The following is a 12,925-nucleotide window of genomic DNA, read 5'->3' on the forward strand; positions in this document are numbered from 1 at the left end:
CATTGAGTGATTACGCATAACAGCAAGGCCTGCCAGTGCCCTGGTAGTTACTTTTTCTTCTTGGGGGCGATGACCATGATGAGTTGGCGTCCTTCCATCTTAGGATGCTGCTCAACGGCGCCGTGTTCGACGAGGTCAGCTTCGACCCGCTTCAACAGCTCCATGCCCAGCTCCTGGTGGGCCATCTCCCGGCCGCGGAATCTCAACGAGACCTTGGCCTTGTCCCCCTCGGTTAGGAAACGTACCAGGTTGCGTAGTTTTACCTGGTAATCCCCTTCTTCCGTCCCTGGACGAAACTTGATTTCTTTGACCTGAGCCTGCTTCTGGTTCTTCTTCGCCGCCGCGACTTGCTTCTTCTTCTCGAAGACGTGCTTGCCGTAGTCCATGATCCGGCAGACCGGGGGTACGGCGTCGGCGGTGATTTCCACCAGATCCAGCTTGGCGTCTTCAGCAGCCTGCAGGGCCTCCTGGATGGAGACGATGCCTACTTGCTGACCATCGGCGCCAATAAGGCGAACTTCCCGGGCGGTGATATTTTCGTTGATCGGTGCCCGGGGTGCGGCTCGCTTGTCTTGTCTCATGTCACGCTGCTTGATAGTGATTACTCCGAATCTTGCCGGCCACGCCGGGAAACCGCTTGCGTGAGCAGCTCGCGGAAACGCTCGACGGGCATGGAGCCCAGATCTACGCCTTCACGGGTACGCACGGCAACGGATCGTGTCTCAACCTCCCGGTCTCCAATAACCAGGAGATAGGGAACCTTGAGCAAAGTATGCTCGCGGATTTTAAAGCCGATCTTCTCGTTTCTCAAGTCGGCTTTGGCCCGGAAGCCCTCAGCGTTCAATTCGCCGACGACCTGCTGGGCGAAATCGGCCTGTTTGTCGGTGATATTGAGCACCACCGCCTGGGTCGGAGCGAGCCAGGCCGGGAACAGACCGGCATAGTGCTCGATGAGCATGCCGATGAAACGCTCGAAGGAACCGAGGATGGCGCGGTGCAGCATCACCGGACGCTGACGGCTGTTGTCCTCGGAGATGTAGCTGGCGTCGAGGCGCTCCGGCAGGTTGGGATCGTACTGCAGGGTACCACATTGCCAGTTACGGCCCAGGCAGTCCTTGAGGGTGAATTCGATCTTGGGCCCGTAGAAGGCGCCCTCGCCCGGCTGGTATTCCCACTCCAGACCCGAGGCGTCCAGGGCATCGGCCAGCGCCTTCTCGGCGCGATCCCACAGCTCTTCGGAACCGACGCGCTTGGCCGGTCGGGTGGAGAGCTTCATGATCACGTCGGTGAAGCCGAAGTCGGCATAGACCTGCAGGGTCAGCTTGATGAAGTCGGCCGCTTCCTTCTCCACCTGCTCTTCGGTGCAGAAGATGTGGGCGTCGTCCTGGGTGAAGCCGCGTACGCGCATGATGCCGTGCAGGGCGCCGGACGGCTCGTTGCGGTGGCAGGCACCGAACTCGGCCAGGCGCAGCGGCAGGTCGCGGTAGGACTTCAGACCCTGGTTGAACACCTGCACGTGGCAGGGGCAGTTCATGGGCTTGACCGCGAAGTCACGGTTTTCCGACGCCGTGGTGAACATGTTCTCGGCGTAGTTGGACCAGTGACCCGAGCGCTCCCAGAGGATGCGATCGACCACCTGGGGCGTCTTGATCTCCTGGTAGCCGTGGTCGCGCTGGACCTTGCGCATGTACTGCTCGAGCACCTGGTAGACGGTCCAGCCATTGGCGTGCCAGAACACCATGCCGGGCGCTTCTTCCTGCAGGTGGAAGAGATCGAGCTGCTTGCCGATGCGGCGATGGTCACGTTTCTCGGCTTCCTCGATGCGCTGGATGTAGGCCGCCAGCTGCTTCTTGTCCGCCCAGGCGGTGCCATAGATACGCTGCAGCTGCTCGTTCTTGGCGTCGCCACGCCAGTAGGCGCCGGACAGCTTGGTCAGCTTGAACGCCTTGAGGAAGCGGGTGTTGGGCACGTGCGGGCCCCGGCACATGTCGACGTATTCCTCGTGGTAGTACAGGCCCATGGCCTGCTCCTCGGGCATGTCGTCGATCAGGCGCAGCTTGTACTCCTCACCCCGGGCCTTGAACACCTCGATGACTTCGGCGCGCGGCGTCATCTTCTTGATGACGTCGTAGTCCTTGTCGATCAGCTCGCGCATCCGCGTCTCGATGGCCGAGAGGTCATCCAGGGTAAAGGGACGCTCGAAGGAGATGTCGTAGTAGAAGCCTTCGTCGATCACCGGGCCAATGACCATCTTGGCGGTCGGGAACAGCTGCTTGACCGCATGACCCACCAGGTGGGCGCAGGAGTGGCGGATGATCTCCAGGCCGTCCTCGTCCTTGGCGGTGATGATCTGCAGGTTGGCATCCTGCTCGATGAGATCGCTGGCATCGCGCAGCTGACCATCGACGCGACCGGCGATGGTGGCCTTGGCAAGACCGGCACCAATGGACTGGGCGACTTCGGCTACGGTGACGGGCTTGTCGAATGGACGTTGGCTACCGTCGGGGAGAGTAATGACAGGCATGGCGCCTCCTCAACTCAGTGGTGACCCATACCAAGGGCCACATGGTGGGATTGGCCAGTAAGCAGCCGCACCGCTGGAAATCCCGCCGCACAGTGGCAGGGCCGCAAGGCATTCCGGGCGACGCGAAAGGATCACTGGAAAGTTTGGGACGGAAATCCTTTCAGAAACTGAGACCTGGCGCAACCTCGCAAGGGGCGGTTGCCCGCTCAACGTGCCACGTCGGGGTACTTCTTGAGGAACTGCTTCTGCATTTCCTGGCAGTTTTCCATCAGCGCCTGGCGATCCGCCGGCGAGGTGTCCGCGGCATTGGCCCGCGCCAGGCACTGGTCGATGGCCTGCTGCTCGTTGGCGCGGCTGACCGGCGTGGCATTGTGGCGATAGACGTAGATGATGGAGCCGAAGACCACGACCGCGAACAGGATCGACAGCAGGATCAACCCCAGGCAACCACCCTTGCCGATCTGCCGGCCTTCACCACCCTGCGTCATCATTCGCTCCTCGTTGTGGCGGGCCCATGCTCGCGCCTGGCGAGGCAGTGGAGCCCCAGGAAAAATCGTCCGCCAGTCTACGTGAAAACCTGGATCGCCACGACCGAGGCAAGCGGTCACACCCCTACCCGCCTGAGTGATCCGTATAAACCTCAGACTTCCAAAAGTTCTTCCAGGCGAAACATATTCACACGAGATTCAACTAAAGGCGTCCTTGGTTAACGCCCGACAAGATTACCCGCATTTAACAGCGCAAGACTGTTCAGCGGCTATTCAAGAAAAGCTCGGCTCCTATTAATCCAGTGTTAAGGGATCCGCCGGAGTATCGATTCCAGGCACTACAGAACAAGGTTCTGTTACCTGAGCGATAACCCTACTTCAATTGTATATCCGCTGGAGGCAGCACATGAACGTCAAGAATAAACTGGCAAAGAGCCTGCTGGTCGTCGCCGTCGTAGCCGCCTGCTCGTCTGCGGCCTTCGCCGCCACCCAAGCCCCCTCGCCCAGCGAAGTGGGCAATTTCCAGGCGCTGTCCACTCAAGGCCAAAGAGCCTTCACCGATATATCCGCCGCACGCCTGGAACTCTTTCAAGGGCAAACGAAGAAAGCGGTAAGCCATGTCAAGGATGCGCAACAGGCACTCAAACTTGCACAGTCGGATAATACGACGCTGGAAAAAGCCGCGAGTGAGTTGCAGGTCAAGGATAATCAGGGCAAGGCCGACACCAGCACGACCGTAACCTCCTGGCTACCGATCTGGGGTGACACCGTGGTGCAGGACAGTTATATGGCCAGCCCGCAAAAAGTGAAAGCAGTGGCGGACGCCAACAACAAGCTCAAACACGGCGACGCCAAGGGCGCCGCGGAAACCTTGCGTCTGGCCAACGTCGATATCGACACCGCCATCGCCCTGGCACCACTCAAGCAGACCATGACGGACGTCGATCAGGCGGCCAAGCAACTGGCCAGCGACAAGTTCTATGAAGCCAACCTGACGCTCAAGCAGGCTCAGGATGGCGTGCGCTACGCCTCGACGGCCCTGGACTTCACGGCGAACAAACACGGACTGCAACCGGCCGGCTCCTTTACCGAAACCGTTACGCCGAGCAGTTGATGGCTTGGCGCGGGCAACAGGGCGATCGCAAGGTCGCCCGGTTAAACGACTCCACGCCCGGCAAGTCCGCCTCGATCACGGCGTACAGCCCAGGCAAACACGAAAAGGGCGATCTCTCGGATCGCCCTTTCTATTACCCGCCACCGATGGGAATTTCGTTTTGCCAGGTCCAGCTGACCCCAAACCCATACCCCTCCCCGCATAAGCCTTGGCGAAACCTGTCTACAGCCGCCGGCACCTAAAACTTCAAGGCGCCAGACATGGGCTGCCGCTGCAGGAAAGGCAGTCGGTGTGCAGATGACACCCAGGCCTATTGGCGTGTTGACGCTCCGCTCCGCCCATCGATCCGCACGAGCCTTCACCTCCCCCTCCCCGCAGGCAGAGCTACCAGGCCCCGCCGATACCTCCCCGCCAGGCGGCTGCCAACGCTCGGATCAAACATGGTCATCCAGCTCTGCGCATATCGTCCTGAAACGCACGATTGTGCGTAATCTTGCTTAATCATGCATGATCAGCTAACACTGGTATGAGGTGTGATTACCCCTACTGCCGTCTTATTTCGGAGCCTCTCCAATGCAACATGTGCAACTCGCCGCCCAACAGCCTTCGGGAGCGATCGAGCAATGGGCGACCCGCGCCGGCTTCCTCATTGCGGGTTCGGCCATGGCCGCGTGGGCACCCCTGGTGCCCGTCGCCAAGGCGAGGATCGGCGCCGATGATTCGACGCTTGGCCTCCTGCTGCTTTGCCTGGGCCTGGGATCCATTGTCGCGATGCCCATCGTCGGCATCCTCGCCAGCCGCTTCGGATGCCGTGCAGTGATCGCGACCAGCTCGGTGGCACTGGCGCTGGTGCTGCCGCTGCTTGCGGTCGCCGATTCGCTTCTCGGCATGGCCATAGCCCTAACCCTGTTCGGGGCAGGCGTTGGCGCCCTGGACGTCGCCATCAACATTCAGGCGGTGATGGTCGAGAAGGACAGCGGTCGCAACATGATGTCCGGCTTCCACGGCTTGTTCAGTGTCGGCGGCATTGTCGGCGCCGGCGGCATGAGCGTTCTACTGGGAGCAGGAATGCAACCTCTGGTGGCGACCCTGGTGTTCAGCGCCCTGCTGATCGTGCTACTCGCGGCCTCAATCAAGGGTCTGTTGCCCTACGGTAATCATGACGCGGAGCATACCCCGCTATTTACACTGCCCCGCGGGATCGTCGCCTTCATCGGCTTGCTGTGTTTTCTGATTTTTCTCGGTGAAGGCGCGATCCTGGACTGGAGCGCCTTGTTCCTGATCGATGCCCATGACGTCGCCCCGGCACAGGCCGGCTTTGGTTACACGGTATTCGCGCTGGCCATGACCCTTGGTCGTCTGACCGGGGATTGGATCGTGAAGACGCTGGGCGGCCTGAAAGTGGTCGTAGGCGGCGGCCTACTCGCCGCGGCAGGCTTTCTGATGGCGGTGCTGGCACCCAGCCAGCCCTTTGCCTTCGCCGGCTTTCTGCTCGTTGGCCTCGGGGCCTCCAACATCGTCCCGGTGCTCTTCAGTGCCGCAGGACGGCAGACCCGGATGCCTCCAAGCCACGCCATTGCCGCGATTACCACCATCGGCTACGCCGGCATTCTCATCGGTCCGGCAGCGATCGGTTTCGTGGCCCAGCATTGGAGTTTGAGTGCAGCGCTGGTGCTGGTGGGGGGCGGGATGGCGTTTGTTGCGCTCACCTGGCCGATGACAGCAAGACAACAAAACGCCTAGCGCTTCACCTTCGCCAGAGCCTGGCGGCCGCTATCGAGCCCTTGGCGACGGCGGAATGGCATAGTCGCCGGTCACTGCTCCTTCTTCCATGCGGATCGAGCACCAGGCTCTCGGCTCAGGCCCCTTTCCAAAGGAACACACCAGACGCCAGGGGGGCATGTCGATCCGACAGGGTCTCGCTGTCACCAAGAAGGCCAAGGCGAACAGGTCGTTGAGTATCAGGACGCCGAGACGGATCAGCAGCCCTGACAGCTGAACGCCTTCCCATCTCATCCCCAAACGAAAAAAGGGCGACCCTTTCGGATCGCCCTTCTTCTTACCCGCCAGCAGTGCGGGTTTTGTTTGGTAGGCACGATTGGATTCGAACCAACGACCCCCACCATGTCAAGGTGGTGCTCTAACCAACTGAGCTACGTGCCTGCTGTGGGTGCGCATTCTACAGCGCGAGACTTTAGCGTCAAGCCCTTTTTTCAGCTAAACGCCTGAAAACGTGAAATTTTTTTTGCGCACTAGGAAAGACGCCGGGCTGGGCGCCGTGGATAGAGCAGGATGGAAAGCCAGAGCGCAAGGGTTTCCACTGTCACCGCCAGCGCCAATCCCAGCCCTATTCCCCAGCCGATGGCTTCGGGGGTAAGGACCACCTGATAGCGATATTGCCGCAGGGTCTCGTCACGCAGCTCGCCGTTGGGCCGTACCAGGATGTGCCAGGCCCGCTGGTACCAGGGCCCCTGCAGCGCCTGCCACTCTTCGTTGAACAGCGCATTACGGCGCATCAGTACGGCGAGGCTGTCGGCATCGCTGCGGAAAACCGGATCCTCACTGGTCTGATAGTGGGCCAGCAAGCCGTCGAGGCTGCCCTCGAAATATTGCTGCGCGGTCCGCCTGAAGCCGCTCAGGGCCTGATCGGACTCCAGGCGATGGGCATCCACGCGCTGCTCGTAGTCGAGCATGAAGCCAGGGATCTGTACCCCTACCAGCAAGGCCAGGGTAAACAACAGCAGACGAATATAGCTGCGCAGCATCGTGAGGTAGGTTCCTGTCTAGACGCGACCCTGGGTGACGATCTCGCCATCCCACCAGAGATGCCATTCCCCCGGCTGGTGCAGGGTCCAGACCTCGTCGCAGGTCAGCGGCTCGGTGGCGATGATGGTGACGACATCATTGGGCGTGGTCTCGGCCTTGAAGTCGATGCGTACTTCCGCATCACGCAACTGGGCCGGACCGAAGGGGGAACGGCGGGTGATATGGGCCAGCTTGGTGGTGCAGAAGCTGAACAGCCAGTCGCCATCGCTGAGCAGGCAGTTGAAGACGCCCTTCTTGCGAAAACCATCGCAGGCGTTCACCAGCTGCGGCAGCAGCATCTCCACCGGGACGGGTTCGGGAAAGCGCTCGCGAACCTGATCCAGCAGACTGCAAAAGGCCGTCTCGCTGTCGGTATTGCCTACCGGTCGGTAGAAACGCGGCTCTGGATGAAAATCCTGCAGCTGGCCATTGTGGGCAAAACTCCAATAGCGCCCGCCCAGCTCGCGCACGAAGGGATGGGTATTGGCCAGATTGACCGCCCCGACATTGGCATGGCGGATATGGCCGATCACCGTGTGGCTCTTGATCGGATAGCCCTGGACCAGCTTGGCCACTTCGGAATCGGCGCCCGGCAAGGCATCCTTGAACAGGTGCAGGCCCCTACCCTCGTAGAAGGCCACGCCCCAGCCGTCTCGATGCGGACCGGTACGACCGCCGCGCTGCATGAGGCCCTGGAGACTGAAGACCAGATCCGTGGGCACGTTGGCACTCATGCCTAGCAATTCGCACATGTCCGTCCCTCCGGGGTGGCTGCCTGATTCAACGGCGGCTGCAGCCGCTGCCCTTCGCGATCATGCTGAAGGGGTCACGGCCCAGGCGCAAGCCTGGATTACAGACGGGGTTCGACGCGCTCGCTGCGGCCACGGGGTTCACGGCGCTCGGCAGGTGCTGCCGCGCTGCGCAGTGCCGTCGGCGATTCCGGCTGCGGATCATCCGCCGGGCTTTCCGCAGCGACCGCCGCAGGACGCGGATGGGAGCGGCGGTACAGCCAGCGACAGAGAACGAAGATCAGGTAGAGCACCACGCCGATGGTGCCGGCCGCCGCCAGATTGGCCACGGCCGACCAGGCACTGTTGCCGACCTTGAACACCAGGTCCAGCACCGTCACGGCGATGGCCGGAGCATAGAGGCCATGCTCGGCATCCACCAGGGCCGGGGTCACCAGCAGCACGGCCACCACCAGGCGGATAGGTTCGCGCAACCAGCGCCAGAGCCAACCGGTGGCCTTGAAAGACACCACCAACAGCAGCAGCGCGGCGACGGCGTAGACGGCCCAGGCGATCAGGTACTCTTGCTCGGTCATTGCGATCCATGGCGATAGCGGAAAGGAGAAGCCTATGATAGCGGTTTTGCCCCGCCCGCGTGTCTTTGCGCGGCGCCCAAGGAGCCCGCATGACCCAAGCCCCCACCGCCCGCCGCGCCCCTGGCGACGATCCTTACGTCTGGCTGGAAAGCCGTGACGCTCCTGAGGTACTGGCGCACCTGGAAGCCGAGAATGCCTACCTGGAAGCCCAGCTGGCACCCGAGGCCGCCCTGCGCGAGCAGCTGTTCGAGGAGATCCGTGCACGCATCCGCGAGACGGACCTGTCGCTGCCCGTCCCTCGCGGCGACTACCTCTACTATCAGCGGACCCAGGCCGGTGACGAATACGGCCGCAACTATCGCTGCCGCCGTCCAGCCGACGGCGATCTCACGCCCGATCCGGCGACCGAAGAATTGCTGTTCGACGGCAACGCCATCGCCGACGGTGGCTTTCTCTCCGTCGGCCGCTTCACCATCAGCCCGGACCAGACCCGGCTCGCCTACAGCCTCGACCAGGTCGGTGACGAGACCTACCGGCTCTATGTGAAGGAACTGGCCACCGGCATAGTGACCGAACTGCCCTTCGAGGAGTGCGACGGCAGCCTGACCTGGGCCAATGACAGCCGCACCCTGTTCTTTGGCGAGCGCGACGAATCCCATCGTCCGCACAAGCTCTATCGCTACCACCTGGGCGATGCCGAGCCGCAACTGGTCTTCCACGAGACCGACGGGCGCTTCTTTCTCGGCTGCTATCGTTCGAGCTCCGAACGCAAGCTGCTGCTGCTGTCCCACAGCAAGACCACCAGCGAAGCCTGGGTGCTGGACGCGGACCGGCCGGACGAGGCCTTCGTCTGTCTGGCGCCCCGCGAAGAAGGTCATGAGTATTTCCCCGATCATGGCGTCGATGGCTGGTACATCCGCAGCAACCAGGACGGCATCAACTTCGCGCTCTACCAGGCCGCCGAGGAAAGTCCCACGCGCTCGCACTGGCAGCTGCTGGTACCTCACGATCCCGCGGTGATGCTGGAGGACGCCAGCCTCGGCGCCCAGGCGCTGGTCTTGAGCCTGCGCACCGCCGGGTTGCCGATCCTGGAGGTTCGCCCCTATGGTCAGGCCTCCTACCGGGTCGACCTGCCGGACGAGGTCTACAGCCTCGATGCCATGGACGTACTGGAATTCGACAGTCCCGTCATGCGCCTGCGCTACGAGGCGCTCAATCGCCCCGCCGAGATCCGCGAACTGGACCTGGTAAGCGGTACCCAGCGAGTGCTCAAGCAGGTGCCGGTGGAAGGCCCCTTCGACGCCGACGCCTACGAGAGCCGACGCCTGTGGGCCACCGCCGCGGACGGCACGCGCATTCCCATCAGCCTGGTCGGTCGGCGCGATCTGCCGCAGAGCGCCCCGCTCTACCTCTATGGCTATGGTGCCTACGGCCACAGCCTGGACCCCTGGTTCTCCCATGCGCGCCTGAGCCTGCTGGATCGTGGCGTGCGCTTCGCCATCGCCCATGTGCGCGGCGGCGGCGAACTAGGGGAAGCCTGGTATCGCAGCGGCAAGCTGGAACACAAGCAGAACACCTTCGATGACTTCATCGCCTGCACCGAGCATCTGCTGGAACAGGGCCTGACGACGCCGCAACAGGTGGTCATCAGCGGCGGCAGTGCCGGCGGTCTGCTGATCGGCGCCGTGCTCAACCAGCGGCCCGAGCTCTATGCCGCGGCCATTGCCGAGGTGCCCTTCGTCGACGTGCTCAACACCATGCTCAAACCGGACCTGCCTTTGACCGTGACCGAGTACGACGAGTGGGGCGATCCGAACGAGCCCGAGGTGAGGGCGCGCATCGCCAGCTACGCGCCCTACGAAAACGTCAAGGCCCAGGCCTATCCGGCCATCCTGGCGGTGGCGGGCTATCACGACACCCGGGTGCAGTATTGGGAAGCCGCCAAGTGGGTGGCGCGGCTGCGCGAGCAGCGGACCGATCAGGCGCCCCTGCTCCTGCTCAAAACCGAATTCGGCGCCGGACACGGCGGCATGAGCGGGCGTTACCAGGCGTTGCGCGACGTGGCCCTGGAATACGCCTTCGTCTTCCGGGTACTGGACCTGACCGGCTAGGGAACGGCGGGGGCTCTGGGCAGGTCTTTTCCACAGCTAAAGGAGAATCTGCCATGCACCTAGATGCCCCCACTCCCCCTCTCGCTCCCCCGCCTCGCGACGCCGCTGCCATCCAGGGCGTGGAACGCCTGGCCTCCGTGGCCGGCGGTGGCCTGCTGATCAGCCGCGGCCTGGTGCGTGGCGGTCTGCTCGGCCTGCTGACCGGCGCCACCGGCGCCTGGTTGCTGAATCGCGGCCTGCGCGGTCACTGCTCGATCAAGCGCACCCTGACCAAGGTGCGTTTCGAGCGCGACGTCCGCCGTTCGTTGGCCTGGCATTCGGCAGCCTCCCAGACCCGCCGGATCGTCATCGCCCGTCCCCGCGATGAGCTCTATCGCTTCTGGCGCGACTTCTCCAATCTGCCGATCTTCATGCGCCACATCGAACGCGTGGACGTGCTCAACGACCGCTATTCCCACTGGGTGGTCAAGGCGCCCATGGGCCGTTTCGAATGGGATGCCGAAGTCACCGACGACGTGCCTGGCCGCCTGATCGGCTGGCGCTCCTGTGGCTATGCTGGTCTGAACAACCTAGGCTGGGTCAGCTTCGAAGATGTGCCCGGTGGCACCGAGGTGACGGCCGTCATGGCCTACGAACCGCCGGCCGGCCGCCTCGGCCACCTGTTCGCCCGCCTGCTGCGCCGCGACCCTGGCACCCGCATCGCCCAGGACCTGGCCGAGCTGAAGGTGCTGCTGGAACGGGCCCACGCCGTCGGCGATCGCTATGGCGCCGTCGAGCGCACCTCGCACATGGAGTCGCCGCTGGGCTGATCTTCGGCTGTACCGCGGCGTCTCGCTCGGGACGCCGCCACCCTCCTCCCAAGCCATTCAGCCTGTACCGGCTTATCTCGTACCGACCCCAAACCCCGCTTTGCGACACCGCGGTGACAACCGGCGTGCAGCCGCTTGCGACGCCTGAAAAATCAATGTTAGCTTTCGAACAACTGAGCAGTTAATGACAACTCGATAACATCGCAGGCCATCCGGTGTGACCAAGCCACTCTTCTTCCAAGCCCTTGAAGGCGCCTTCGCCGACCTTACGCCCACCGGCAAACGCGTCGCGGGCTACCTGTTGGCCAATCCGGAGAAGCTGCCCTTCGAGACCGCCGACAGCATCGCCCAGCGCACCAACACCACCGGCATTTCCGTGGGTCGGCTGCTGCGCTCGCTGGGCTATCGCAACCTCGACGACGTCAAGCAGAGCCTGAGAGACGAAGGTCTGGAAGGCTGGCGCATCACCGACCGCTTCAGTGCCTTTCGCCAGCAGAGCGGACGCAGCGACGCCCTGGACCGCTCTCTGGCCGCCGAGCTCGCCGCCATCGAGGACGTCTACCAGCTGGCCCGCGGTCCGGTGTTCGAACAGGTGGTCCAGCAGCTGACCGGTGCGGACGCCGTGTTCATCGCCGGTATTCAGACCACCCGCGGCGTCCTGGGTAGCTTTCACAGCCTGCTGGAATACATCCGCCCCAAGGCCTTCTACGTCGACGGTCTGTCGGGCACCTACGCCGACATCTTCAACAGCGGCTTCGCCCGGCCCTACCTGGTGGTGGCCGACTTTCGCGCCTATTCCAGCGTGACCCGCAAGCTCTGCGAAGCCGCACGCGATGCCCAGCTGCCCATGGCGCTGATCACCGACTACCACTGCCCCTGGGCGCGGGATTACCCCGCCGACCTGCTGCAACTGCGCCTGGAAGTCGACCAGTTTTGGGACTCCCTGGCCCCGCTGGCCTGCCTGCTCAACCTGCTGGTGTCAGCGGTGGCGGATCGCTCGGGCGATGCCTTGGAACAGCGTCTGGCCAGCAACCGCGCCCTGCAGCAGCGCTTCGGGCAATTCGAATGAGCGCCGGCACCCCTCTTTACTCCAAGGAAGCATCCCGTACCGTGAACCATCCGGAACTCGTCGAGATCGACGCCCACCACTATGGTGTGGACATCCACCTGGTCTATGCGACCGCCGACAACCTGGCCGGCAAGGTGCTCTATCAGGACGGCCACTGCCTGCTGCACCGGGATGCCGCCGCCCGCCTGCAACGCGCCAGCGCGCTGGCGCAACAGGCCGGTCTGCGCCTGCAGGTGCTGGATGCCTACCGCCCGCCCTATGCCCAGCAACTGCTGTGGCGGGTGCTGCCCGACGCCCAGTACGTGAGCGATCCAGCGCAGGGTTCGCACCACAGCCGCGGCGTGGCCGTGGACGTGACCCTGCTCGACGAGGCCGGTGAACCGCTGGATATGGGTACCGGCTTCGACGACATGCGCGAGCTGTCGCACCTGTTCAATCCGGCGCTGCCCGCTGCCGCCCAGCGCAACCGCCTGCTGTTGCTCGGCATCATGCAGAGCGCCGGCTTCACCTTCATCCCCAGCGAGTGGTGGCACTTCGAACTGCCCGACGCCCGTCGTTATGCGCTGATCGACTACCACCATCTCAGCCAGGAGGAGCTCGCCGCCCTGCTGAACTGATCCTGCCGGCGACCGGGTCATTCGAATCCGGCGCCGCGAGCCCATCGCTCGACCGCCTTGCCCA

Annotated in this window: 12 protein-coding genes and 1 tRNA gene; 6 read left to right on the forward strand and 7 right to left on the reverse strand. The window is 63.2% G+C overall.

Annotated elements, in window-relative coordinates:
- Positions 1-47 precede the first annotated feature (47 nt).
- The 3 genes from infC to LRS53_RS15155 form a co-directional block, all read right to left on the reverse strand.
- Complete coding sequence (infC, locus tag LRS53_RS15145; RefSeq protein WP_017638835.1) at positions 48-581, reverse strand: translation initiation factor IF-3; 534 nt, start codon at positions 579-581, stop codon at positions 48-50.
- Positions 582-601: 20 nt separating this feature from the next.
- The gene (thrS, locus tag LRS53_RS15150; protein ID WP_017638836.1) at positions 602-2,524 is read right to left on the reverse strand and encodes a threonine--tRNA ligase; all 1,923 of its coding nucleotides are present in this window, start codon (positions 2,522-2,524) and stop codon (positions 602-604) included.
- 206 nt (positions 2,525-2,730) lie between these two features.
- Positions 2,731-3,012, reverse strand: a complete 282-nt coding sequence (locus tag LRS53_RS15155) for a hypothetical protein (RefSeq protein WP_160922892.1) — start codon at positions 3,010-3,012, stop codon at positions 2,731-2,733.
- Positions 3,013-3,418: 406 nt separating this feature from the next.
- On the opposite strand from LRS53_RS15155, the gene LRS53_RS15160 reads away from it, so the two are divergent.
- Complete coding sequence (locus tag LRS53_RS15160) at positions 3,419-4,126, forward strand: YfdX family protein (protein WP_231356454.1); 708 nt, start codon at positions 3,419-3,421, stop codon at positions 4,124-4,126.
- A gap of 573 nt (positions 4,127-4,699) precedes the next feature.
- Positions 4,700-5,869 (forward strand): MFS transporter, encoded by a 1,170-nt coding sequence (locus tag LRS53_RS15165; protein WP_231356455.1) that lies wholly within the window; start codon positions 4,700-4,702, stop codon positions 5,867-5,869.
- A gap of 343 nt (positions 5,870-6,212) precedes the next feature.
- Here the strand turns inward: LRS53_RS15165 and LRS53_RS15170 are convergent.
- The 4 genes from LRS53_RS15170 to LRS53_RS15185 form a co-directional block, all read right to left on the reverse strand.
- Positions 6,213-6,289: transfer RNA gene (locus LRS53_RS15170), tRNA-Val, on the reverse strand.
- Positions 6,290-6,378: 89 nt separating this feature from the next.
- Positions 6,379-6,891: a DUF2937 family protein gene (locus tag LRS53_RS15175; protein ID WP_231356456.1), complete on the reverse strand. Its 513-nt coding sequence runs from the start codon at positions 6,889-6,891 to the stop codon at positions 6,379-6,381.
- Positions 6,892-6,909: 18 nt separating this feature from the next.
- Complete coding sequence (locus LRS53_RS15180) at positions 6,910-7,683, reverse strand: class II glutamine amidotransferase (protein ID WP_231356457.1); 774 nt, start codon at positions 7,681-7,683, stop codon at positions 6,910-6,912.
- Positions 7,684-7,781: 98 nt separating this feature from the next.
- Positions 7,782-8,255: an MFS transporter gene (locus tag LRS53_RS15185; RefSeq protein WP_231356458.1), complete on the reverse strand. Its 474-nt coding sequence runs from the start codon at positions 8,253-8,255 to the stop codon at positions 7,782-7,784.
- Between the two features lie 89 nt (positions 8,256-8,344).
- On the opposite strand from LRS53_RS15185, the gene LRS53_RS15190 reads away from it, so the two are divergent.
- The 4 genes from LRS53_RS15190 (at position 8,345) to ddpX (ending at position 12,861) form a co-directional block, all read left to right on the forward strand.
- The gene (locus tag LRS53_RS15190; RefSeq protein ID WP_231356459.1) at positions 8,345-10,366 is read left to right on the forward strand and encodes a S9 family peptidase; all 2,022 of its coding nucleotides are present in this window, start codon (positions 8,345-8,347) and stop codon (positions 10,364-10,366) included.
- 53 nt (positions 10,367-10,419) lie between these two features.
- On the forward strand, positions 10,420-11,175 hold the full coding sequence (locus LRS53_RS15195; protein ID WP_231356460.1) for an SRPBCC family protein: 756 nt from the start codon (positions 10,420-10,422) through the stop codon (positions 11,173-11,175).
- 217 nt (positions 11,176-11,392) lie between these two features.
- Positions 11,393-12,244: a MurR/RpiR family transcriptional regulator gene (locus LRS53_RS15200; RefSeq protein WP_231356461.1), complete on the forward strand. Its 852-nt coding sequence runs from the start codon at positions 11,393-11,395 to the stop codon at positions 12,242-12,244.
- A 41-nt stretch (positions 12,245-12,285) separates the two neighbouring features.
- Positions 12,286-12,861 carry a D-alanyl-D-alanine dipeptidase gene (gene ddpX / locus LRS53_RS15205; protein ID WP_231356804.1) on the forward strand — a complete coding sequence of 192 codons (576 nt, stop codon included), beginning with the start codon at positions 12,286-12,288 and terminating at the stop codon, positions 12,859-12,861.
- Positions 12,862-12,925 lie beyond the last annotated feature (64 nt).

Origin of the sequence: Pseudomonas sp. PLB05 (assembly GCF_021106615.1) — a bacterium.
GTDB classification, from domain to species: domain Bacteria; phylum Pseudomonadota; class Gammaproteobacteria; order Pseudomonadales; family Pseudomonadaceae; genus Chryseomonas; species Chryseomonas benzopyrenica.